At 68.0% G+C, this 21181-nt stretch carries 23 protein-coding genes and 1 pseudogene; 11 read left to right on the top strand and 13 right to left on the bottom strand.

Annotated elements, in window-relative coordinates:
- Window positions 1-2: 2 nt before the first annotated feature.
- Window positions 3-386, bottom strand: coding sequence for a PilZ domain-containing protein (locus AC1DW0_RS18155; protein WP_056202573.1), 384 nt, complete (start codon window positions 384-386; stop codon window positions 3-5).
- A 48-nt stretch (window positions 387-434) separates the two neighbouring features.
- The gene (locus tag AC1DW0_RS18150) at window positions 435-872 is read right to left on the bottom strand and encodes a hypothetical protein (RefSeq protein ID WP_056202576.1); all 438 of its coding nucleotides are present in this window, start codon (window positions 870-872) and stop codon (window positions 435-437) included.
- A gap of 101 nt (window positions 873-973) precedes the next feature.
- On the opposite strand from AC1DW0_RS18150, the gene AC1DW0_RS18145 reads away from it, so the two are divergent.
- The 3 genes from AC1DW0_RS18145 to AC1DW0_RS18135 all read left to right on the top strand — a co-directional run bounded on the left by AC1DW0_RS18145 (window position 974) and on the right by AC1DW0_RS18135 (window position 6268).
- Entirely contained in the window at window positions 974-1543 is a 570-nt protein-coding gene (locus AC1DW0_RS18145; RefSeq protein ID WP_235532072.1) for a DUF1134 domain-containing protein, read from the top strand.
- 67 nt (window positions 1544-1610) lie between these two features.
- Window positions 1611-5630 carry an LAGLIDADG family homing endonuclease gene (locus AC1DW0_RS18140; RefSeq protein ID WP_477947196.1) on the top strand — a complete coding sequence of 1340 codons (4020 nt, stop codon included), beginning with the start codon at window positions 1611-1613 and terminating at the stop codon, window positions 5628-5630.
- A 296-nt stretch (window positions 5631-5926) separates the two neighbouring features.
- Window positions 5927-6268 (top strand): hypothetical protein, encoded by a 342-nt coding sequence (locus tag AC1DW0_RS18135; RefSeq protein ID WP_457350378.1) that lies wholly within the window; start codon window positions 5927-5929, stop codon window positions 6266-6268.
- A gap of 10 nt (window positions 6269-6278) precedes the next feature.
- Here AC1DW0_RS18135 and AC1DW0_RS18130 read toward each other — a convergent pair whose 3' ends face one another.
- Window positions 6279-6650 carry a hypothetical protein gene (locus tag AC1DW0_RS18130; protein ID WP_056202586.1) on the bottom strand — a complete coding sequence of 124 codons (372 nt, stop codon included), beginning with the start codon at window positions 6648-6650 and terminating at the stop codon, window positions 6279-6281.
- A gap of 401 nt (window positions 6651-7051) precedes the next feature.
- On the opposite strand from AC1DW0_RS18130, the gene AC1DW0_RS18125 reads away from it, so the two are divergent.
- Together AC1DW0_RS18125 and AC1DW0_RS18120 are read left to right on the top strand one after the other, a co-directional pair.
- Window positions 7052-7273 carry a hypothetical protein gene (locus AC1DW0_RS18125; protein WP_457350376.1) on the top strand — a complete coding sequence of 74 codons (222 nt, stop codon included), beginning with the start codon at window positions 7052-7054 and terminating at the stop codon, window positions 7271-7273.
- A gap of 34 nt (window positions 7274-7307) precedes the next feature.
- Window positions 7308-7466, top strand: a complete 159-nt coding sequence (locus AC1DW0_RS18120; protein ID WP_082532942.1) for a DUF3309 family protein — start codon at window positions 7308-7310, stop codon at window positions 7464-7466.
- Between the two features lie 23 nt (window positions 7467-7489).
- On the opposite strand, the gene AC1DW0_RS18115 is transcribed toward AC1DW0_RS18120, so the two are convergent.
- Entirely contained in the window at window positions 7490-7777 is a 288-nt protein-coding gene (locus tag AC1DW0_RS18115; RefSeq protein WP_477947192.1) for a BON domain-containing protein, read from the bottom strand.
- Between the two features lie 188 nt (window positions 7778-7965).
- Here AC1DW0_RS18115 and AC1DW0_RS18110 point away from each other — a divergent pair, with 188 nt between their 5' ends.
- The gene (locus tag AC1DW0_RS18110) at window positions 7966-8118 is read left to right on the top strand and encodes a hypothetical protein (protein WP_477947190.1); all 153 of its coding nucleotides are present in this window, start codon (window positions 7966-7968) and stop codon (window positions 8116-8118) included.
- 67 nt (window positions 8119-8185) lie between these two features.
- On the opposite strand, the gene AC1DW0_RS18105 is transcribed toward AC1DW0_RS18110, so the two are convergent.
- Window positions 8186-9049, bottom strand: coding sequence for a DUF6920 family protein (locus AC1DW0_RS18105; RefSeq protein WP_457350368.1), 864 nt, complete (start codon window positions 9047-9049; stop codon window positions 8186-8188).
- A gap of 194 nt (window positions 9050-9243) precedes the next feature.
- On the opposite strand from AC1DW0_RS18105, the gene AC1DW0_RS18100 reads away from it, so the two are divergent.
- Together AC1DW0_RS18100 and AC1DW0_RS18095 are read left to right on the top strand one after the other, a co-directional pair.
- On the top strand, window positions 9244-10080 hold the full coding sequence (locus tag AC1DW0_RS18100; protein WP_056202593.1) for a beta/gamma crystallin-related protein: 837 nt from the start codon (window positions 9244-9246) through the stop codon (window positions 10078-10080).
- A gap of 83 nt (window positions 10081-10163) precedes the next feature.
- Window positions 10164-10628: a fasciclin domain-containing protein gene (locus tag AC1DW0_RS18095; protein ID WP_056202596.1), complete on the top strand. Its 465-nt coding sequence runs from the start codon at window positions 10164-10166 to the stop codon at window positions 10626-10628.
- Between the two features lie 73 nt (window positions 10629-10701).
- On the opposite strand, the gene AC1DW0_RS18090 is transcribed toward AC1DW0_RS18095, so the two are convergent.
- The 6 genes and pseudogenes from AC1DW0_RS18090 to AC1DW0_RS18065 form a co-directional block, all read right to left on the bottom strand.
- A complete protein-coding gene (locus AC1DW0_RS18090) occupies window positions 10702-11466 on the bottom strand; it encodes a Crp/Fnr family transcriptional regulator (RefSeq protein ID WP_082532944.1) in 765 nt (254 codons plus the stop codon).
- A 56-nt stretch (window positions 11467-11522) separates the two neighbouring features.
- Window positions 11523-12257 (bottom strand): Crp/Fnr family transcriptional regulator, encoded by a 735-nt coding sequence (locus AC1DW0_RS18085; protein ID WP_056202599.1) that lies wholly within the window; start codon window positions 12255-12257, stop codon window positions 11523-11525.
- Between the two features lie 440 nt (window positions 12258-12697).
- Window positions 12698-13243, bottom strand: a pseudogene (locus AC1DW0_RS18080) (DUF1003 domain-containing protein); the annotation flags it as partial.
- A 117-nt stretch (window positions 13244-13360) separates the two neighbouring features.
- Window positions 13361-14449, bottom strand: a complete 1089-nt coding sequence (locus tag AC1DW0_RS18075) for a substrate-binding domain-containing protein (protein ID WP_056202601.1) — start codon at window positions 14447-14449, stop codon at window positions 13361-13363.
- 99 nt (window positions 14450-14548) lie between these two features.
- A complete protein-coding gene (locus AC1DW0_RS18070; protein WP_056202603.1) occupies window positions 14549-15778 on the bottom strand; it encodes a cyanophycinase in 1230 nt (409 codons plus the stop codon).
- Between the two features lie 273 nt (window positions 15779-16051).
- A complete protein-coding gene (locus tag AC1DW0_RS18065) occupies window positions 16052-17503 on the bottom strand; it encodes a peptide MFS transporter (RefSeq protein ID WP_477947187.1) in 1452 nt (483 codons plus the stop codon).
- Window positions 17504-17608: 105 nt separating this feature from the next.
- Here AC1DW0_RS18065 and AC1DW0_RS18060 point away from each other — a divergent pair, with 105 nt between their 5' ends.
- Window positions 17609-17953 carry a nuclear transport factor 2 family protein gene (locus AC1DW0_RS18060; RefSeq protein WP_477947185.1) on the top strand — a complete coding sequence of 115 codons (345 nt, stop codon included), beginning with the start codon at window positions 17609-17611 and terminating at the stop codon, window positions 17951-17953.
- Between the two features lie 193 nt (window positions 17954-18146).
- Here the strand turns inward: AC1DW0_RS18060 and AC1DW0_RS18055 are convergent, their stop codons facing one another.
- Window positions 18147-18323 carry a ribbon-helix-helix protein, CopG family gene (locus AC1DW0_RS18055; RefSeq protein WP_057296700.1) on the bottom strand — a complete coding sequence of 59 codons (177 nt, stop codon included), beginning with the start codon at window positions 18321-18323 and terminating at the stop codon, window positions 18147-18149.
- A 64-nt stretch (window positions 18324-18387) separates the two neighbouring features.
- Here AC1DW0_RS18055 and AC1DW0_RS18050 point away from each other — a divergent pair, with 64 nt between their 5' ends.
- The gene (locus AC1DW0_RS18050; protein WP_056202624.1) at window positions 18388-19131 is read left to right on the top strand and encodes a YoaK family protein; all 744 of its coding nucleotides are present in this window, start codon (window positions 18388-18390) and stop codon (window positions 19129-19131) included.
- A gap of 24 nt (window positions 19132-19155) precedes the next feature.
- Window positions 19156-19917: a spermine/spermidine synthase domain-containing protein gene (locus tag AC1DW0_RS18045; protein ID WP_457389942.1), complete on the top strand. Its 762-nt coding sequence runs from the start codon at window positions 19156-19158 to the stop codon at window positions 19915-19917.
- 37 nt (window positions 19918-19954) lie between these two features.
- On the opposite strand, the gene cfa is transcribed toward AC1DW0_RS18045, so the two are convergent.
- Window positions 19955-21160: a cyclopropane fatty acyl phospholipid synthase gene (gene cfa, locus AC1DW0_RS18040; RefSeq protein ID WP_477947182.1), complete on the bottom strand. Its 1206-nt coding sequence runs from the start codon at window positions 21158-21160 to the stop codon at window positions 19955-19957.
- Window positions 21161-21181 lie beyond the last annotated feature (21 nt).

The following is a 21181-nucleotide window of genomic DNA, read 5'->3' as shown; positions in this document are numbered from 1 at the left end:
CCTCAGGGGCTGCCGGCCGCGGCAATCAGCGCCTTGAGTTCCCGCTCCGATGCCGATGGATCGCCGAGGTTCACTTCGATGAGGCGGCGCAGATGGGTGATGGACTCGATGTCGATGCTGCGGCACAGCACGCCGGCATGGCTGCCCTCGACATGGGCCAGCTCGCCCGCCATCGAGATGACGATGTCTCCCGGGGCGCCGGCGCCGAGGGGGAGCTTGACGAGGCAGGGCATGCCGACCTGCGGCGGGTGACCGGCCGGCAGTTGCAGCAGAACGCCCTTGAGGGAAATATCCAGCACCTGGCAGCGCAGGTGTTCCTGGGTCGTGATCAGCTCGGCGCCCGAGGCGAAGGCGACGCGGGTGAATTGGCGGCGTTCGGTGCTGATGATGGTCTCCCTGATCGGGCGAGCCCGGGCGAATGGGTTCGGCCGATCCTAGATGAAAGGTTCCAGCGCGGCACTGCTGCTGAAGACGGTGCTGTGCTCCACCGCCTGCTGCAGCCGCTCCGGCGCCAGCGAGGCCAGGCCCATGGCTTCCAGCATGAACCAGGCGGCGCGCAGCAGGGCGACGATTTCGTCGCGGGTGCCGTCGATTTCGACCGGGGAGTCATCCCAGCCGCGCTCCTGCTGGGCCTGGCGTGGCGCGACCACGGCGGGCCGGTGCGCCCGCGCGATGCGGGCCAGCAGCTCGCGGGTGTCGACCGTTGCGCTGGGGGCATCAATGAGCCTGACCAGATCACCGAGCTGCTGCTCGGCCGCGGCGGCCAGCAGCCGGGCGGCCTGGTCGGCCCCGCCCGCCAGATAGAGGCCGGCGGCGAGGTCGGCGTATTCGAGGGCGGCGGACAGCCGCTGGAGGTCGGGGTTGGACGACATGATCGTCGAGTCTAGGTTGTGTGAAGGGGCAACGGGCGGCCAAACTTCACGCTGTTTTGTTTATGCTGGCCCCTCCAATGAGGGCCTCAAGGAGAGCTGCCGTGATCGATCGTCGCCAGCATCTGCAACACCTCGCCGCCCTGGCATCTGCTGCGGCTGTGCCTGCTTTTGCCGCGGATGACAAGGACGGCACCTATGACGAGGAGTCCGTCCTCAAGGCTGCCACCGATTTCTTCGGCCAGACGACGGAGGGCCTGGCCAAGGTCATCGAGAAAGCCTTCAAGGAGCAAGGGCGGCCCAATGCCTACATCAAGGGCGAGGAAGCCGCCGCCGCCATCACCGTGGGCCTGCGCTATGGCGACGGCGAGTTGCTGATGAAGGGCGGCGGCGCGTCCAGGGTCTACTGGGCCGGCCCGTCCATCGGCTTCGACCTGGGCGCCAATGCGTCCAAGGTCTTCACGCTGGTCTACAAGCTGCCCAAGGCCAGCGCGATCTACCAGCGCTTTCCCGGTGTGGACGGCAGCCTTTACTACATCGGCGGCGCCGGCATCAATTACCAGCGCCTGAATGGCATCACGCTGGCGCCCATCCGCCTGGGCGTGGGCCTGCGCGCCGGGGCCAGCGTCGGCTACATCCACTACCGCCGCGAGAAGAGCATCAACCCGTTCTGAGCGGCCATTCCGCGTCCGCGCCGGCAGGCGTAGACTGTATTTTTGTACAGCATTTTCCGGGGCCAACGTGAGCACCACCAACGACCTGTCCGTGCAGGACATTTCCAGCGAAGTTCTGATCGAGAAATACGCCAAGGGCGGCGAGCAGACGCCCGACGAACTGCGTGAGCGCGTCGCCCGCGCCCTCGCCCAGGCCGAGAAGCCGGCCGACCGCGCCCACTGGACGGCGGCCTTCCTCGACGCGCAAAAGCGTGGCTTCGTGCCGGCCGGCCGCATCATGTCCGCCGCCGGCACCGAGCTGTCGGCCACGCTGATCAACTGCTTCGTGCAGCCGGTGGGCGACTCCATCGCCACGCCCGAGGACGGCGTGCCCGGCATCTATACCGCGTTGACCGAAGCCGCCGAGACCATGCGCCGTGGCGGCGGCGTCGGCTACGACTTCAGCCGCATCCGCCCCATGGGCGCCTGGGTGGGCTCCACGCGCAGCCATGCCTCAGGCCCCATCAGCTATATGCGCGTCTTCGACCGCAGCTGCGAGACGGTGGAAAGCGCCGGCAGCCGCCGCGGCGCGCAGATGGGCGTGCTGCGCTGCGACCACCCCGACATCGAGGCCTTCATCCACGCCAAGGACCAGGGCGACCTGCGCAACTTCAACATCTCCATCGGCGTGACCGACGCCTTCATGGAGGCCGTGCAGGCCGACGGCACGGTGGAGCTGGCGCACAAGGCCCAGCCCAGCGCCGAGCAGATCGAGGCCGGCGCCTACCAGCGCGGTGACGGCCAGTGGGTCTACCGCAAGGTGCGCGCCCGCGAGCTGTGGGACCAGGTCATGCGCTCCACCTACGACCACGCCGAGCCGGGCGTGCTCTTCCTGGACCGCATCAACGCTGACAACAACCTGCATTACTGCGAGACGATTGCGGCGACCAACCCGTGCGTGACGGGCGATACGCGGCTGGCGACCCAGCACGGCCTTGTGCCCATCGCCTGGCTGCAGGCTAATGGCGCGGCGTTGGATTGCACGGTGGATCGGCGTGCCCTTGGCGCCGAAGAACGCGGCACCGTGGTTCGCCCCGCCGTACCCGCCTTCCTGAGCGCCGGCCAGGCCGAGGTCTTCAAGATCACGACGGCCGAAGGCTATGAGATCAAGGCAACGGCTTGGCATGAGTTCTACACGGCACGCGGCAAGCTCAAGCTGTCCGAATTGGAGCCGGGCGACGAGCTGTGGGTGCAATCGGGCAAGGGCCAGTTCGGCATTCAAGGCAGCGAGGCGCTTGGCACGCTGCTTGGCTTGATCACCGGCGATGGCCACTTCACCAATCGCGGCAAAGGCGAGCAGGCGGCGGTCGTCAACCTGTGGAACGAAGAGCGCCAGCTCGCCGATGGCATCGCCAGCTTCGTCAACACCTTGATTGCCGGCATCGCGCAGGCGCCGCGCGAGTACCAAGTCAAACCGGTCGCCATTGCCGAACGCAATCTGGTGATGATCCGTTCCATCATGCTGGCCCGTGTGCTGGACGGCTATGGCTTCAACGCACAGACCAAGCTGGCTGTGCCCGAGGTGATCTGGCAAGGTAGCGAGGACTGCATGCGCGGTTATCTGCGCGCGCTGTTCCAGACCGATGGCACGGTCAACGTGTCGTCCAGCAGCCAGAGTTGCTCGGTGCGGCTGTCCTCCGTCCACCGGCGGCTGCTGCAGGACGTGCAGGTGCTGCTCGCCAACTTCGGCGTGTTCTCACGCATCCACGAGCGGCGCCAAGGCGGCGCGCGCAGCCTGCCGGATGGCCACGGTGGCCGACGCGACTATCTCTGCCAGACGCTGCATGAGCTGATCGTCGATGGCGAGTCGCGCGAAGTCTTCATGCGCGAAGTCGGCTTCCTGCTACCAGCCAAGCGAGAGAAGTACGAGGCCTGGGTTGAAGGCAAGGCGCTGCTGAAGACCCAGCGCTTCGCCGCGAAGATCACATCCATCGAGGCTGCCGGCATCGAGCCCGTCTACGACACGACGCAAGCCGACGGCAACACGGTCATCTTCAATGGCCTGGTGACCGGGCAATGCGCCGAACAGCCACTTCCGCCCTACGGCTGCTGCTGCCTCGGCTCCATCGACCTGACGCGCTTTGTGCGCGACCCCTTCAGCGCCAAGCCCGCGTTTGATGAAGCCGGTTTTGCCGAGGTCGTGGCCGTGGCCACGCGCATGTTGGACAACGTGCTCGACGTGACGCCGTGGCCGCTGCCCGCACAGGCGCAGGAGGCGTCCAACAAGCGCCGTGTCGGCCTGGGCTTCACGGGCCTGGGCGATGCCCTCGTCATGCTGAACCTGCGCTACGACACGCAAGAGGCGCGTGACATGGCCAGCCATATCAGCGAGCTCATGCGCGACGCGTCCTATTCGGCTTCGAGTGACATCGCCGCCGAGCGAGGCAGCTTCCCGCTGTTCAATGCCGACTTGTATCTCTCCGGCGGCAGCTTTGCGTCGCGCCTGCCGCAGGGGTTGAAGGACAAGATCCGTTCGCAAGGTCTGCGCAACTCCCACCTCTTGTCCATCGCGCCCACCGGCACCATCAGCCTGGCCTTTGCCGACAACGCGAGCAATGGCATCGAGCCGGCCTTCTCGTGGACCTACACGCGCAAGAAGCGCCTGCCGCAGACCGAGGGCGGTGGCTTCAAGGAATACGCGGTCGAGGACCATGCCTGGCGGCTGTACCGCCACCTGTTCGGCGCCGACGCGCCGCTGAGCGATGCCTTCGTCACCGCACTCGAACTGAGCGCGGCCGACCATGCCTCCATGGTCGCGGCCGTCGCCCCGTACATCGACACGTCGATCAGCAAGACGGTCAATGTGCCGGCCGACTATCCGTACGAGGACTTCCAGAACCTCTACATCCAGGCCTGGCAAACCAAGCTCAAGGGCCTGGCCACCTATCGGCCCAACAGCGTGCTGGGTTCGGTGCTGTCGGTCACGCCCGAGGTCAAGCAACCGGAGCCATTGCGAGCCGACGTCGGCGGCGCCAACCAGCGCTTGCGCGTGGAGCGCCTGCCCAATGCGGTGGTGGCCTCGCTGCGCTGGCCCAGCCGCCCCGACATGCCCGGCGGCAACCCGGCCTGGAGCTATCTGATCCAGCACCCGCACGGCGACTTCGCCCTCTTCATCGGCGAGCTGCCGCTGGAGGGGCCTGACGCCGGCCTGTTCGGCCGCAACCTGCCCTTTGAGGTCTGGGTCAACGGCGCCGAGCAACCGCGTGGCCTGTCGGCTCTGGCCAAGACCCTGTCCATGGATCTGCGCACCAACGATGCGGCCTGGCTGCGCCTCAAGCTCGATGCGCTCGCGACAGTCGCCGAGGAGCGCGCCTTCGAGATGCCCATGCCGCCCAGCGGTGAGAAGCGCCTTTTCCCCGGCGTCGTCGCCGCGACGGCGGCCGTCATCCGCTGGCGCTGCGAGCAGCTCGGCGCGTTGGCCGAAGGCGGCGCCACGCCCGTGGTGGACGCCATGTTCAGCCGCAACGAGCCGCGCACCGGCGTGTCCGGCACCCTGGCCTGGGCGGTGGACGTGGACAACCCAGCCACCAACGAGCAGTTCACACTGACGCTGAAGGAAGTGGTGCTGCCCACGCCCGAAGGCGGCAGCGTCATGCGGCCGTGCGCGATGGGCTTCTCGGGCAATTACCCCAAGGCCCTGGACGGCCTGGCGCGACTGCTGTCGCTGGACATGCGCGTGATGGACCCCGGCTGGATCGCGATGAAGCTGCGCAAGCTGCTCAATGTCGGCGAGCCGCTGGGCCACTTCATGGCGCCGGTGCCGTCACTGAACGGTGAGCGCCGCCAGCAGGTCTGGCCTTCGACCGTGGCTTATGTGGCCCGCCTCGTCATCCATCGCTACGCGATGCTCGGCATCCTCGACGAAGCCGGCCAGCCACTGAGCGACATGGGCCTGCTGCAGACGCCCGCACCCAAGCTCGCGGCGGCCGCTGGCACCCTGCAGGTCCAGGCCGGCAAGCCCTGCCCGGAGTGCGGCAACGCGACCATGATCCACAAGGATGGCTGCGATTTCTGCACGGCTTGTGGGTATGTGGGGCAGTGCGGGTAAGGGTGTGCGCCGCACCTATTTGTGAAAGTACCCGCGGGCCATGAGGTTGCCGGCGAAGGCAGTCGCTGGCTCGAGGCGCCGGGAGGTCTCGCATTCTCGAGAGCGCCTCGAGGAATATGGGCGGGCGGCCGCAAAGCTCGTGGCCGCGGAGATGGTCTCGCCGACCCGGCCAGCCCGCCGAATCGTCAAGGAATAGCGGCTTCAGGCGCCCGTGCCGGGCGCTTCGGTTTGCCAACAGGGAATCAATGGAGTTACCTCGCCTCAATTTACGAGCCCTTGCAGTCGGGCTCATCAGCATGCTCGCCTTGGACGTCGTCTCGGGCTTTGCCGTCCTTGCTCTTTGGCCAGGCAGTGTTTCGACGTCGGCTGACGTCGCGGCGCTTGCCGCCCAACCCGAGTACTTGGCAGTTGTCTTTGTGCTCGGGACGTTGACGACTGCCATGGGTGGCGCAATCTGCGCCCGCCTGGCTCCAACCGTGCCGTACTGGCACGCAGCTGCGTTCGGCGTACTGAGCATTGCCACCGGCTTGCTGCTCTCCGACGCGGCGCAGTCGGCTTGGTTCACGGCGCTGGCGACCCTCGTCACCATCCCCGCGGCCATTTATGGGGCCTGGGCAGGCCTCAAGGCACGTCGGTAAACGAAGGCGCCTATCCCGGCGGCTGGATCAAGTTCACCGCCACCGGCTGCCGCCCATCCAGCACATCCGTCGTGACCTCCCGCAGCACCACGGCGCCATGCTGTTTGCGCCAGCTGTCCCAGAGATGGGCCGCGTCGGCATCGATGCTGGGCGGCCCGTTGAGCGCATAGGTGCGGCCCGTCTTGGTGGTCACTTCCTCGGTGTCGATGTGCACAAAGGCCACGGCCGACGAGACCTTGGCGCAGTGCTCGTCCTCGATGTAGCCGACGAGATGCCAGGTGGGGGCGTCGTAGCTGGGCACCTGCACCTCCCAGGCCCGCCAGCGGACCAGCACGATGCGCGGCTCCTGGGAGAAGGGCGTGGAGATCCAGAAGCCGCTCATGGGCGTGCCGGCAGTGGTGGTTGCGTGCGAGTGGTGGCCGCCGGCGCCAGTCGGCGCGTTCTACGGCGCTGTTCAATGGCGCGACGCCACAGCGGCCTCGGCGCCGCGTGCGACCGGAGCAACTCGGAGCCGAGGTTGTCGAACCAATTCGGCACGTTCAGTCGGAAGGGGGTTCTCATGCCTGAGACCTGCACTGCTCAACCTTGAGCGCCCCTCAACAATGTCCTCAGCGCCAGCGCGTGGCTGTAGGACGTTGAGCCGCTTACATACCGGCGGGCCGGCAACGGGGTAGTCCGAACTGCCGGTGCACCCCTGGTGCGCTACCGCACCGACACGACCGCATCGCGTGGCTACCTTGTGCTGGAGCACCTCCCGGTGTGGTCTGTCGCAAAGGAATCTTCATGTCTTCACGCTCAACAGCGCTGGCCCTGTGCTTGCCCATGCTGGCGCTGCTGCTGGGCGGTTGCCAGCGCAATGAACCACCGCCCACGGTCATCGTCGCCCCCGGCCCTGCGGGCGAACCGGGGCCGCCCGGGGCCACCGGCGCCACGGGCGAGGCCGGCAAAGCAGGCGCCGCCGCCGTTGTCGTCGTGACACCCGCCGCTTCGGCGGCGTCGGCATGAATCAGGCCGAGCGCCTTCGCTCAAGGAGAACGTCATGAGCATCTCAACCATTCTTTTGATCGTGCTGATCCTGCTGCTGGTCGGCGCCTTTCCGACCTGGCCGCACAGCCGCAGTTGGGGCTATATGCCCTCGGGCGGCATCGGCTTGCTGCTGTTGATCCTCATCGTGCTCTGGCTGATGGGCCGGCTGTAGGCGCGCCTCATGCCTTCCACGCTTCAGGTCGTGTCCCTGAAGGGCGTTTGCGGCACTGACGGTTGCAGCGTGATGCAGTTGTTGACGCCGGCAAGACCGGGCAGATGGCGCACGCAGTTGACCGCGTCCTGGCGCTGGCAGTGCCAGCGCACTTCACCCGACAAGGTCAGCCAGCCGGCTTCAACGCGGGCCCGGATCCCGCCCGGGGGCAGGGATGGGTTCCACATCAATGCCGCCTGCGCCATGTAAGCGAGATCGGCATCGCTGGGTGCGGGCATCGCGGGCGGACGGCGCTGTGGCTCTGCTTTCATGGTGGCCTTTGCTGCAAGGGCACTGGGAGCTTGGGCGTGCACGCCGCGGCGGGTCTGTGCGGCAGCGCACGCGGCCCGGTACGCGGCGTGTGCGCTGCCGCACAGTCAAGCGCGCGCGGCCGTCCTAAGGTCTGGGCAGTCCTGGCCAGAAATCCTTCGTCGCCTGGACCTCAATGCCGGAGCACCCCATGAAGCAGTCGATGAAGGCCAGGAACAAGCCCGCGGAACCCGCCGGCCACCCGCCCGTGCTGGATATCAAGCCCGAGCTGCCCAAGCCGTCGACCCACATGCCCGAGCGTCACAAGCACGCCGGCCGCAAGGGCCAGAAGGGGTCGCGTTGAATGCCACCCTCCAAGCCGATCCTTCGGCTCGTGTTCGCACACCGCACCGATGGCCCGTGCGCCCCCATCAAGCGCTGAAGCGGTAGCGCAGCTTGCCCAGGCGTCCGCGCCAATAGGTCTGGCGCCCGCTGAGCAGCAGCCAGGCCACCTCGCCGGCCAGAGGCACGCGCATGCCGTCGCGGGTCGTCCACTCCTTCCAGCGCCCTTCCCAGGGGGCCATTTCAGTCATCCGGCCAACCTTGCGCCCGCGCGCCTCGGCGCGCACCGTGTCCACCAGGCCGGCATCGCCGAACTTGAAGCGCAGCGTCACCGAGACGGCGCCGTCGGCCAGCGTGGCATCGGCTTGGCGCGCGTCCACCGCCGCCCAGCTCACGCCCTGGCTGGGCAGCAGGGCCGTGGGGTACCAGGGCGCCTCGGCCAGGAAACGCATCAGCTCCCCGCGTGCCAGCTCGCCCCCGCCCTGCTGGCGAGCCATGTCGAGCACGCCAAGCAGGGCCGCATGCAGCAGGCCCGCGCCGGCCAGATAGCTGTCCTGCACGCGCACGCTCAGGCCGGAGAACAGCCCGACGCGGGCATTCCACAGAAAGCCCGGTCCGCGCGTGGCGACCTGCTGCTCGGCCGTGAAGGGCTGCCAACGGTCGCCGGCAGCCGACAGGTTGAGGAAGCCGCTCTGCGTCAACCTCACGCCGCGCACCAGTGGCTGGCCGGCGGTCAGCGCGATGCGCAGATAGCGCTGCACCGGTGCCGGCAAATGGATGAGTTCCGCGGGGTCGAAATGGGTGACGCCCGCTGGGCCCGGCTCGGCATTGAGCTTGGCGATCAGCGCCCTGGACTGTGAGCGCCAGCGGCGCTGGCGACGCGCTCCCAGAAGCAGCGTGATCGCGAGGGCCAGGGCGGCGAGAAGGACAAAAGCGGCGAGCAGCCAGTCCATGCGGTGTTTGCCGGTTTGTCGGGTGACGGGCCGCAAGGCTCGCCGAGCCTGGGCCAACGGTCTGTGCGCTGCCGAACACTGGAGCGCTCGCGCGTCAGTGCTTCAGCGCCGGCTGGGTCCGCCACCGTACAGACGGGTTGCCCGACACGGCACAGACTTTCCTCACGGGCCTCGCCCCGACACCGGAGAACGCCATGCATACCCCCCAAACACACTCCCTGCGCCGCAACGCCCTTGGCCTGCTGCTGGCCCTTTCGGCCAGCACGCCCGCGCTGGCGCAGATCACCTTTTATGAGCAAGCCAACTTCCAGGGCCGCTCCATGACCAGCAACGGCAGCGTCAGCAATTTCAGAAGCAACAACTTCAACGACAGGGCCTCGTCGGTGGTGGTGCGCAGCCAGCGCTGGGAGGTCTGCGTGGACCAGCGCTATTCGGGCCGTTGCCGCGTGCTGCGCCCCGGCCAGTACCCGTCGCTCGAAGCCATGGGGCTGGACGAGCAGATCTCGTCGGTGCGCGCCGTGCAGCGCAATGCCCGCGATGACGAGCTGAGCTATGCGCCCTACCCGAGCGTGCCGGCCGACTACCGCCGCCGCGACCGCGAGCGCCTGTACCAGGCGACCGTGAGCGATGTGCGGGCGATCTACGGCGAGTCCGGCCAGCGGCGCTGCTGGACGGAGCGTGAGCAGGTCGGCGACGGCCGCCGCAGCGACAACAGCGTGCCCGGCACCGTCATCGGCGCGGTCATTGGCGGCATCCTCGGCCATCAGGTCGGCGGCGGCACGGGGCGAGTGCTGGCCACGGCCGGCGGTGCAGTGGCCGGTGGCGTGGTGGGCAACAACATCGGCCGCAACAACAGTGGCGAATCGGTGGTGACCCGCGACGTGCAGCGCTGCGATGACCGGCCGGTTGCGCAGAACCCTGCCTACTGGGACGTGACCTACAACTTCCGCGGCCAGCAGCACCACATGCAGGTTGCCACGCCGCCCGGCGCCACCGTGACGGTCAATGCCAACGGCGAACCGCGCGCCTGAACCACGGGCGGGTGCTCCAGCGCACAGACCCCGGCAATCCTGAGGGGCAGCATTTGCATGCATCCCTCCACCAGAAAGCTCTCATGATTGCCGCCGTCGTCACCAACAACCCGAGCAAGGCCGCCCTGCAGGACAACCTGCTGGCCACGGTCCACAGGACCGGCCACTTCAAGCACCTGATGGCGGCCGTCAAGGCCGCCGGCCTGGCCGACGTGCTCGACGGCTCGGGGCCTTACACCTTCTTCGCACCCAACGACAAGGCCTTCGACAAGCTCGCCAGGAACGAGCTGGTCGACCTGCTCAAGCCCGAGAGCAAGGCCAGGCTGACGGCCATCCTGCTGCTGCACGTGGTGGCGGGCCATGTGAAGGCCGCTGCGGCGGGCGGCCAGCCCGCCACGCTGAAGTCGCTGCAAGGCGAAGACCTGGCCATCGACATGACCCCGGCCGGCCTGCGCGTGAACAAGGCCCGCGTCGTCGAGCGCGACATCGAAGCCACCAACGGCGTCATCCATGTGATCGACACCGTGTTGATGCCGGCTGCAAGCTGACCCGTCCCGGCTTTGCCGCAGTGCCGCCGGTGCAGTTGCGGGATGCGTGGCCTCATGAGGGAACTCCGCGGCGTCATGGGATGACGTGGCTTGCAGAAAACGCGGCCACCGGCGCATGTTCGTCAGCGTGCGGAGCGCCGTTTCCAGGGGGGAATTTCATGCCGGCGCGGTAGCTCGCCCGGTCCTGCGCATAGCAGCCGCAGGCCGCCGCCTCCAGGCCGGCGCGGTCGCTGACCGTGACCCAGCCCCGGTGGTAGCGGATCAGGCCAGCCTCCTGCAGCGCGCCCGCCGCCACCGTGACGCCGACGCGCCGCACGCCCAGCAGGTGGGCCATGCCTTCCTGCGTGACCGCGAAGCCGTCGCCCTGCGCTCGGTCCTGCCCCATCAGCAGCCAGCGTGCCAGCCGCGCCTGCAGGGCATGGAAGTGCAGGCAGGCCGCGGCCGTCGCTGAAAGCCTCAGCTGCACCAGTAGATAGCGCATCAGCAGCCGGCGCAGCCCCGGGCTGTCGGGCAACTGGCTGCGCAGCGCCGCGGCGGTCAGGCTCCAGGCCTGGCCGTCCTCCTGCACCATCACGCTCACCGGGCTGGTGGCCACGCCCAGCAGCAACTGCACGCCCACCACGCCCTCGCAGCCCACCATGCCCACCTGCAGCGGCGGGTGAGCGTCCATGAGCGTGACCAGCGAAAGGAAACCCTGCAGCGGGAACAGCAGCACGCGGGCAGGCTGGTCCTGGGTGCCCAACCGCTGCCCGCTGCGCAAGGGCACCTGAATGCTCTGCGCCAGCAGGCGCCGCAACTCGGCGGCGGGCAGGTGATCGAGCAACTGGTTGGCAGTCATGCACCAGTCTGCACATCACTTGTTGATTGCCGCTGTGCGCCAGCACACGCTGCGGGTCAGGGCAAGGGAATTGCCGGCCAGTTCAGCAGCCGGTCGTACTCCTGCTTGACGACGCCATAGCATTCGCAGCTGCGCTGTTCCAGCCCCGCGCGGTCCAGCACGGTGATGTGGCCCCGCGCGTAGTCGATCAGGCCGAGCTTTTGCAGGTTCAGCGCCGCCTCGGTGACGCCTTCACGGCGCACGCCCAGCATATTGGCGATCAGCTCCTGCGTCATCACCAGCTGCTCGCCGGCGATGCGGTCCAGGCTGAGCAGCAGCCAGCGGCACAGCTGCTGCTCCAGCAGATGATGGCGGTTGCAGACCGCCGTCTGCGCCATCTGCGTCAGCAGCGCCTGCGTGTAGCGCAGCAGCAGGTGCATGCCCACGCCGTAGCGGTTGAACTCCACCTTGATGGCCGCCGCGCGCAGCCGGAAGGCGCCGCCGGCGCTTTGCACCACTGCACGGCTCGGGGTGGTCTCGCCGCCCATGAAGAGCGATACGCCGACCACGCCTTCGTAGCCCACCACGGCGATTTCGGCCGAGGCGCCGTCCTCCAGCACATAGAGCAGCGACACGATGGCCGTGGTGGGGAAATACACGTGGCTCTGTGGCCGGCCGGACTCGTAGATGACCTGGCCCAGTTTCAGTGGCACGAACTCCAGCTGGTCGGCCCAGCGGTCCCATTCCTCGCCCGGCAGGGCGGCCAGCAGGCGGTTGCTGCGAGGGGCCAGGGCGTCAAGCGGTGCAGACATCAATCCTCCCGCGCTGGCGCGACTTAGAAGCAACAACTCTATCCAGCGCCTGGCCTGCCGTGTGTACGGCATCGCACATAAACATTTTTGGCATGCTGGGGGCGTCGCCCTTATTGCGTCAGCGCCAGCGCCAGCGCCAGCGGTAGCCGAGGGCCGATGAAGGTGCTCACCTGGGTGCAGGCAAGCAACGGAGGTTCCACGCCGTTGGGCGTGGCTGGACGACGTACATGGGCTGACTCCCGCTAAGACGTCGATCCTGACGGTGCCTGTTGGGTAGGACCGTGCGCTATCGCACAGAGGCGCCGCCGGCCGCCGTGCTACGGCTGGGCAAACCAGGCACGGTTCCCAGGCTCGTTCGCGGGGCCGACGGCGCCGCCATGCTGCAAGGGCATGGCCGCCGGCGTCTGTGCGGTGTCGCACATGGGCGGCAGGCCGGCCGCCAGCGCGGCCAGCAGGCGCATCTGTTCGGCCTGCAGCGCCAGCAGTTCGCTCCATTGCTGCTGGCGCAGCTGATCCAGCTTGTCGTGCAGCAGCATGATTTCGAGTTCGGCCTTGAGGTTGACCTCGTAGTCATGCCCCGCCGTGACGCGGTCCTTCTCGGACTGGCGGTTCTGCGACATCAGGATGATGGGCGCCTGCACCGCCGCCAGCATGGACAGGAAAAGGTTGAGCAGGATGAAGGGATAGGGATCGAAGGTCTGGCCTCGTGCGGCCAGCAACACGACGTTCATGCCCACCCACACCAGCATCACGGCCGCGAACAGGCTGACGAACAGCCAGGAGCCGCCAAACGCGGTGACCGCATCGGCGGCGCGCTGGCCCCGGGTCGGCGGCGTGGTTGCCGCGGCTTCCGGATGCTGCGTGATGGGTTGGCGCAGGCCGATATGCCGAGCCACGCGCTGCGCGCGCACGTCGAGTTCCGCAAACGGCCGGCCCAGCAGGGCGGTGGCCTGCGCGTCGTGGGCATCGTCTGGCGGGAGCGACATGGGGGACGAGGAAGCGGGGGTGACGGCGAGTCTGCCCGCGGCCTGGCCGGCGCACCGTCTGCTGGCGCACACAAGACGGCGCCTGGCCGGGCCGCTGGCGGCCGAATCCCAGGGCGCTTACGGCGCTTTCGCCGCACTCGGTGGGCTGATCGACCATTGCTGGCGGTACTCGGCCCGGTAAGGCAGCAGGTCATCGACCTCCAATTGCCCGAGTTGCCGCAGCAACTCCGTCGTGATGGCGATCGGGCGGGCGACGCGGCCGCTGGGGGGCTGCCTGGCGAAGGCGCGCTTGAGCTCATCGGCCAGTTGCCAGCCCTGCTGGCCAGTGGGCTCGGCGATGGTCGCGAGCTGCTGTGAGCGGCCCGAGCGGATGCGGCTCAGTGCCGTGCGTGAGCCGTCGCCGGCCGCGATGCCAACGACGTCGCGGCGGCCCAGGGCCAGCAGCGGAAAGTGCATGGAGTCCATGTAGACGTCGTTGATCGCCAGCACATGGGTCCAGCGCGTGCCGAACTGCCGATGCAGCCGTTCCAGCGCGGCCGGCATGTCCTTGGAGGCGTTCGAAATCGGCAGGTCTTCCACGGCGAGCAGTTCGCATGAGGCGCAACGCGACAAGGCCTCGCGCATGCGCAGGGTCTTGACGTTGGCGATGTCGAAGCGGCTGTCGTTGAAGATGACGACGCCCGCCCGGGCACCGCCGGGCTGGGCGACCAAGGCCGCGGCCATGTCGGCCACGACCGCGGGGTCGGTGCTGACGTTGGCGAACAGATGAGGCGTCGACCCATGGCGCGGGGCCGCGTGCCAGCCCACCAGCACGGGAAGAGGCCGCGAAGACAGGGCCAGACGGTCGGCGATATCGGCTTCGTCAAAGCCGCCCAGCACGATGCCGTCAGGGCCGGCACGCAAGGCTTCGTCGAACTGACGCCTGATCGTCGCCTTGTCGCCCTTGCCGTTGACGATGCTCAAGGTCCAGCCGAGTTCCTGGCAGGCCTGCTCGAAGCCACGGTAGACGGCGGTGATGCCGCCGTTGCGGAAGTCCTGGGCCAGGAAGACGACCCGCCTCGGGGCCTCGGATAGCGGCGGTTCGGCCTGCGCTGCCGATGCCATGGCCGCGCAGGCAGCGAGCAGGATCAGCACCGGTAGGCGCAGCCACAGCCACAGCGGCGGCAGGCGGGGCGCCGAGCGCGGTTCGGAAGAAGGGGCGGCCATGGGCGCGAGCCTAACTTGCCATGGCCCGATATGCGCGCTTGAGCATCGGACCTCGGGTAAATCACATCGCCCGACGGCGAGCCAGTGCTTGCTCGACCGTCAATTCGCGACCAGCGGCGTGAACAGCGGTACGGCCATGCGCACCGGGATGACGTCCAGGCGAGCCTTCAGCACCGTGTAGTCCTCGCCGCCGAGGGCGCCGCTGAACCAGCCGACGAGCCCAGGCCCCTTGTAGAGGCGGAACTCGAAGCCGAGCTCGGGGGAGAGGTCGCCGGGGCGGGGTTTCGCGCGGTAGGCGAGGCCGCGCACCTCGGGCGCGCGGCCGTCCAGCAGCTGGGCCATGGCCGTGACGATGGTGTTGTCGGCCAGGATGTCGAGGAAGTAGTTGTCGTTCTGCAGATAGGGCTTGTAGTCGCTCGCGGCCGGGTCGATCTTGGGCTCGCGCAGCTTGTGTGCGGCGGGTATCGTGACGCCGGTCTTGAGGTCGTGGCGGTCGCCGCGGTCCAGGTAGCTGATCAGCGCGCCACGCAGGTTGAAGGCCGGCAACTTGGTGTCGGCGCTGGCCTCGGACAGGTCCACCAGCAGTGCACCGCGCGCGCCGACGATCTCGACCTCGCTGCCCTTGACGACGGCGGCTGTGTTCTCTTCCACGCCCAGGCCCAGCGTATAGCCGAGTGCCCGCATGGCTGGCAGCATGCGGCCGATGCGGCCGCGCTTGAGGAAATGCTGGTCGACGAACAAGTCCGGTCCGATGAAGCCCAGGCCGCGGTCGAACTCCCGCCTGTCGCGCCACTGGCCCTTGAGGACCTGCATGTTGTCCGGTGCGTCGCGGAACATCATGCGGCTCATGATGGCCGCGCCGGCGCTCGTGCCGGCCACGACGCCGCCGCCGTCGAAGACCTGGCGGATGGCCAGCAGCATGGCCGTCGGCTCGCCGCCGGGCTGCAGTGTGTCGACGATGTGCTCCTGCGCGCCGCCGGAGAAGAACACGGCTTTCGAGGCCGCGACCTTGGCGATCAGTACCGGGTCGTTGAGGTTGGCCTGCAGGTCGATGTCCTTCTGGCGCGGCGCAACGGGAATGGCCTCGGCATTGGCGCCGCGGCGGTTCAGCGCCGCGACGATGAGGCCGGCGCTGCGCTCCGGGTTGGCCGCCGCCGTGGCGAACACGGCGATGCGAGCGCCGGCGCCGCCGGACTCATCGACGATACGCTGCCAGACGGCATCGTTGTCGTTCTTCAGGGCGCCACCGATGACGATGGCGGTGCCGGCATGGGCAGTGGCGCTCAGCGCGAGCGCAGCGGACAGGAGCAGGGCAACGAGGAATCTCATGCGCCCATCTTGTCAGCGTCGGGGCGACTGAACCAGCGGGTCAGGCCCGGGCGGAAAATCATGCCATCAAGGCAGGTTGCCGCACCCGAAGCGCGTCCGGCAGGCCTGGGCGGCCGCTCATGTCTACGCGACCTTCGCCCTTGAGTGGCGGCCTAGCGGCGCGACGACGGGATGTCATGCCGTTGCCGCGCTGATGCAATGCGCAGCGTCAACTGTTTGGCAACGGCAGGCAGGCCCTGGACAGGCCGCTGCAAGCTGGTGCGCCGCCGCGGCTCAGGCGCCAATCAGGCGCCGCAGCCACGGCCGCAGCGCGAACAGCGCGGCGCCCGTGACCAGGCTGCCGACGGCGAGCTGCGTGAACAGCGTCGCGTAGGCCGCGTTCGTCGTCAGCGGTGAGCCATCCACCGGCTGGGACACCACTCCCGAGAAGTCGCCCGCGAACAGTGACGCCAGGCCGGTCACCAGCATCCAGCTGCCCATCATGACGCCCTGGTATTGCCGCGGCGCCAGGCGGCCGATCATGGCGTAGCCGATGGGCGAGATCAGCAGCTCGCCGACCGACTGCAGCACATAGCTGAGGAAGAGCCAGGAGAAGTCAGCACGGCCCGAGGCGTCGGCAAAGTGGATGCCCACAGGCAGCACGAGAAAGCCCAGCCCCATCAGCACGATGGCCGCGGCGAACTGCATCGGGATGTCCACCGGCCAGCCCCGGGCACGCCAGCGGGTGAAGAGGGCAGCCAGCAGCGGCCCGCCGATGACGATGGTGACGGTGTTGATGTTCTGCACCCACTGCGGCGCCACGGCCACGCCCCAGACGTTCATCAGCACATTGCCCACCGCATAGAGCTGCAGGCCGTTCGGGGCCATCTGGTAGAGCGACCAGAACACCAGCGAGCCCAGGGTCAGCACCAGATAGGCCTTCATGCGCTGCTTCTCAGCCTGCACCGGATGACGAACCGTGATGACGACAAGGGCGATGGCAACCAGAGCGCAGAAAGCCTTCATGCCGATGGCGGTGTCGCCCGGCTGCTTCAGCAGCCAGACCAGCAGCGGCACCAACCCCACCAGCACGGCGGCGCCGACGGCGAAACGGCCCCAGAAGGCCAGGCCACGGCGGTGGGCGAGCGACGTGTTGCGGTCGGCCAGCGTGCGCCAGAAGATCAGCGCCACTGCGATGGCCGCGGCATTGCCCAGCGTCGCGAACCAGAACAACGACGGGTAGTCCTCGCTGAGCTGGAACACGCCCGACACCGTGAAGCCGATGAAGAAGCCGACGTTCATGCCGGCGTAGTTCCACAGGAAGGCGGCCTCGCGGCGGTTGTCCTCGGGGGTGAAGCGCTGCGTCAGCATCATGTTCACGCAGGTCACGTTCAGGCCGCTGCCGGTCAGGAACAGCGCCATGCCCCAGTACAGGCCTTCCAGGCTGCCGCCGGCGACGGTGCCGCAGCCCAGCACCTGCAGCAGCATGCCGCCCACGAACAGGTTGCGGTTGCTCAGGAAACGGCCGCCCAGGTAGCCACCGAACAGGTGCAACCCATAGTTGAAGGCGCCGAACACGCCGGTGATCAATGCGGCCTGCTCGCTGGTGAACCCGTGGTGGCGCGTGGTGTACAGCGTCAGCGTGAACTGCAGGACTGCGAAGCCCAGCGTCGCGAAGACCTGGATCAGGAAGAGCACGGCAGACCCTTCGGGAATGCGTGCCTGGAGTTGTTGGAGTCGGCTCATGGGGCGCGGATTGTCCTGGCGCGAAGCGAGGTTTCGTGTGGGTGTCATCCCGTGCCTCGGCGATCATCCAGCCCTGGACAACCACCGTTTCATGGACAGCTGGCGATGACGGACCGACTCGACCTCGTGCGCGCCTACCTGGCCGCCTATGCAGCGCGCGACCTCGCTGCGATTGAGCCCATGTTCGCCGACGCCATCACGCTGCGCGACTGGAAGATCCGCGTCGTTGGCAAGGCTGCGGCATTGGCCGAGACGCGCAGGAACTTCGAGTCCGTCGCGAGCCTGGCGATCGATGTGCTGGCGGCCTACGAACGACCGAACGGCGCCGCTGCCGAGCTGCAGATCGTCATCAATGGCCGCGACACGATTCACGTCGTCGACGTGTTCGAGTTCGAGCCCTCGAACCGCATCGCGGCCATCCGCGCCTACATCGGCCGCGGCGACGACTGAGAGGGCGAGAGCTTTTCATCCACGCCCGCCTTGCACGCCAAAACACCCTCGCCCGTCGTTGCAAATGCTCGCCATAGCCCGCTATGGCTGTGCTTTGCGCCTAGTTCGAGGGCGTTTTGACGCGCCTTTCGGGCGCGTCTGAAAAACTCTCACCCTCTGAGCCGCACGCACGGCCCCGACGCACCGGCTCGGCTCAGCGAGACGCCGCTGCGTCCGGCTTGTAGTCCACGCCGTGCGCGGCCAGGTAGTCGCGAATCAGGCGCCTCACCACCTGCGAGGGTGTCTGGTCCTGCTGCGCGCACAGGGTCTCGAAGGCCTTCTTCTTGTCCGGATCAATCAGCACCGTCAGGCGGGCGGTCTTTTGTTCCATGCCGGCTCCTCATGTTCATCAAATGATAATTGCAATCATATTGAATTCAAACTAAATTAGCGCTGTGACCATCAGCTTCCTGCACCGCCTCACCGGCAGGCACCGCACGCGGTCGGCCAATCGGCAGCTCGGCGCGGTGCTGGCCTTCGTGGCCGGGGCGGTCAACGCGGGCGGTTTCCTGGCCGTGCAGCGCTACACCTCGCACATGACGGGCGTGATCTCCGGCGTGGCCGACGATCTCGCCACCGGCGGCGTCGCGCTGGCGTTGACCGGGCTCGCCTCGCTGCTGGCCTTCATCGCGGGGGCGGCCTGCTCGGCCCTGTTGATCAACTGGGCGCGCCGGCGCCACATGCACAGCCGGTATGCGCTGGCCCTGCTGCTGGAGGCTGCGCTGCTGCTGGCTTTCGGCCTGCTGGGGGCCCACCTCGACACGCTGGCCTACCTGCTGGTGCCGACAGCCGTGCTGCTGCTGTGCTTCATCATGGGCCTGCAGAACGCCATCGTGACCAAGATCTCCCAGGCCGAGATCCGCACCACCCACATGACGGGCGTGGTGACGGACCTGGGCATCGAGCTGGGCCGGCTGCTGTACTGGAACCGCGCCACGTCGCCCGACTCGGTGCACTTCGTCCGCGCCAATCGCGACAAGCTTTTCATCCACAGCCTGGTGCTGGGCCTGTTCTTCGTCGGCGGCCTCGTCGGCGCGCTGGCCTTCAAGCACTTCGGTTTCTCGGCCACCCTGCCCATCGCGTTGCTGCTGGTGCTGATGGCCTCGCCGCCGCTGATCAACGACCTGCAGCGCGCCTGAGCGCCGCCGCCTTTCCCGCACGCCATGCCCGACACCGCCGACCCACACCAGTTCGTCAAGCCCTTCGTCTACGAGACGCTGGATACCCGGGCCATGCATTTCACGATCTGCGAAATCCAGAGCCGCATGAAGGTGCAGCACCCGCATGCGCTGGACCTGGCCTACACGCGCACGATGATGGCCTTCCTGCTGTTCGTGCCGCGGCCCGAGACGCTGGCCATGATCGGGCTGGGCGGGGGCTCCATGGCCAAGTTCTGCCACCGCGAGCTGCCGGACACGCGCATCGAGGTCGTCGAGATCAACCCCCACGTCATCGCGTTGCGCGAGCAGTTCCAGGTACCACCGGACGATGCGCGCCTGCGCGTGCGGCGCGGCGACGGGGCCGACTTCGTGCGCCACACCCAGGACCGGCTGGACGTGCTGCTGGTGGATGGCTTCGACCATGAAGGCCAGCCGCCGGCCCTGTGCTCGCAGGCCTTCTACGACGACTGCCGCACGGCGCTGCGCGAAGACGGCCTGCTGGTGGTCAACCTGCACACCGCCCACCCCGAGTTCCAGCGCCATGTGGCCCGCCTGGATCGCGCCTTCGACGGCGCGGTTCTTCTGGTGGGCGACAAGGAATGCAGCAACACCGTGGCCTTCGCTGGCCGGCGAGCGCTGCGGGCGCCAGCGCAGGCCGGCGCGATGCGCAAGCCGCGGCCGCTTGCTCGCCAGGCCTGGGACGAACTCCTGCCCGCGTTTGCCCATGTCGCAGCCACGCTGCAACACCAGCGCGAAGGTGGCTGAGCCCGAGGGCGGGCAACGTCTTGATGCCGCCCTGCAGTCAGGTACGCGGTGATGGCGGCCTGACGGAGCGATACACGCCGCGCCGCTCCGGCCGGCTCAGCACCAGCTGCCACAGCTGGCCCTGGCGGGAGCGGAAGAAGCCGGCGCAGCTCAGCAGGTAGTAGCGGAACATGCGCCGGAAGCCTTCGTCGTAGCGGGCGGCCAGGCGGGGCCAGGCCGCCTCGAAACGCTCGGCCCAACTCATCAGCGTGCGGTCGTAGTCGGGGCCGAAGTTGTGCCAGTCCTCGATGATGAAGCGGCCCTCCAGCGCGCCGGCCAGCTCGACGGGTGAGGGCAGCTTGCCGTTGGGGAAGATGTAGCGCTCGATCCAGGGGTCGGTATGCGGCGCACGCTGGTCCACGCCGATGCTGTGCAGCAGGAAGAGGCCGTCCGGTGCCAGCAGCCGGCGGGCGGTGTCGAAGTAGACGCCGTAGTTCTTCAGCCCTACGTGCTCGAACATGCCGACCGAGACGATCTTGTCGAAGCGACGGTCATCGGCGCATTGGAACGAGCGATAGTCCTGCAGCAGCAGCGTGACGGGCAGGCCTTCACAACGCTTCTCGGCCAGGGCCAGTTGTTCCTTGCTGATGGTGATGCCGGTGACGCGCACGCCGAAGCGCTCGGCCGCATGGCGCGCCAGGCCGCCCCAGCCGCAGCCGATGTCCAGCAGCGTCTCGCCGGGCTGCAGTTCGAGCTTGCGGCAGATCATCTCCAGCTTGTGCGCCTGAGCCTGCTCCAGATCCTGGGCATGTTCCCAGTAGGCACAGGAATAGATCATGCGCGAGTCCAGCATGGCTTCGAAGACATCGTTGCCGACGTCGTAGTGGTGCTCGCCAACCTGGTGGGCGCGTGCCTCGCTCTGCAGATTGAACAGGCGATGGCGCAGGCTCTCCAGCAGCAGCTTCCAGCGCGCCGAGGCCGGCGCGGTGCGGTCGAGCTGGGCGCGCAGCAGGCGGTCGAACATCATGTCCAGCCGCTCGCAGTCCCAGTCGCCGTCGACATAGGCCTCGCCGGCGCCCAGTGACCATTGCGTCAGGATGCGGCGGTAGGAGCGGGCATCGTTGACGCGCATGTCCCAGGGCCGTGCGCCGTTGATCTGCACATCGGCGCGTGCCAGCAGCTCGCGCAGCACGGTGGGCGGCTGCGGTGCCGAATGCGGCTTGGGGCCCTCGGGGCGGGATAGCGTGGCTTGCTCCGCTGGCATGCGCAACGACTCCTTTCAACG

Source organism: Roseateles sp. P4_D2 (assembly GCF_056401875.1).
The sequence above is the reverse complement of the archived record's forward strand: the minus strand, read 5'-3'. Positions and strand labels throughout refer to the sequence as shown.

Coding starts and splice junctions, on each gene's coding strand:
- AC1DW0_RS18150 (WP_056202576.1), bottom strand. CDS start 872: ATGTCGTCCAACCCCGACCTCCAGCGGCTGTCCGCCGCCCTCGAATAC.
- AC1DW0_RS18135 (WP_457350378.1), top strand. CDS start 5,927: ATGCTCGCCTTGGACGTCGTCTCGGGCTTTGCCGTCCTTGCTCTTTGG.
- AC1DW0_RS18130 (WP_056202586.1), bottom strand. CDS start 6,650: ATGAGCGGCTTCTGGATCTCCACGCCCTTCTCCCAGGAGCCGCGCATC.
- AC1DW0_RS18125 (WP_457350376.1), top strand. CDS start 7,052: ATGTCTTCACGCTCAACAGCGCTGGCCCTGTGCTTGCCCATGCTGGCG.
- AC1DW0_RS18120 (WP_082532942.1), top strand. CDS start 7,308: ATGAGCATCTCAACCATTCTTTTGATCGTGCTGATCCTGCTGCTGGTC.
- AC1DW0_RS18115 (WP_477947192.1), bottom strand. CDS start 7,777: ATGAAAGCAGAGCCACAGCGCCGTCCGCCCGCGATGCCCGCACCCAGC.
- AC1DW0_RS18110 (WP_477947190.1), top strand. CDS start 7,966: ATGAAGCAGTCGATGAAGGCCAGGAACAAGCCCGCGGAACCCGCCGGC.
- AC1DW0_RS18105 (WP_457350368.1), bottom strand. CDS start 9,049: ATGGACTGGCTGCTCGCCGCTTTTGTCCTTCTCGCCGCCCTGGCCCTC.
- AC1DW0_RS18100 (WP_056202593.1), top strand. CDS start 9,244: ATGCATACCCCCCAAACACACTCCCTGCGCCGCAACGCCCTTGGCCTG.
- AC1DW0_RS18095 (WP_056202596.1), top strand. CDS start 10,164: ATGATTGCCGCCGTCGTCACCAACAACCCGAGCAAGGCCGCCCTGCAG.
- AC1DW0_RS18090 (WP_082532944.1), bottom strand. CDS start 11,466: ATGACTGCCAACCAGTTGCTCGATCACCTGCCCGCCGCCGAGTTGCGG.
- AC1DW0_RS18085 (WP_056202599.1), bottom strand. CDS start 12,257: ATGTCTGCACCGCTTGACGCCCTGGCCCCTCGCAGCAACCGCCTGCTG.
- AC1DW0_RS18075 (WP_056202601.1), bottom strand. CDS start 14,449: ATGGCCGCCCCTTCTTCCGAACCGCGCTCGGCGCCCCGCCTGCCGCCG.
- AC1DW0_RS18070 (WP_056202603.1), bottom strand. CDS start 15,778: ATGAGATTCCTCGTTGCCCTGCTCCTGTCCGCTGCGCTCGCGCTGAGC.
- AC1DW0_RS18065 (WP_477947187.1), bottom strand. CDS start 17,503: ATGAGCCGACTCCAACAACTCCAGGCACGCATTCCCGAAGGGTCTGCC.
- AC1DW0_RS18060 (WP_477947185.1), top strand. CDS start 17,609: ATGACGGACCGACTCGACCTCGTGCGCGCCTACCTGGCCGCCTATGCA.
- AC1DW0_RS18055 (WP_057296700.1), bottom strand. CDS start 18,323: ATGGAACAAAAGACCGCCCGCCTGACGGTGCTGATTGATCCGGACAAG.
- AC1DW0_RS18045 (WP_457389942.1), top strand. CDS start 19,156: ATGCCCGACACCGCCGACCCACACCAGTTCGTCAAGCCCTTCGTCTAC.
- cfa (WP_477947182.1), bottom strand. CDS start 21,160: ATGCCAGCGGAGCAAGCCACGCTATCCCGCCCCGAGGGCCCCAAGCCG.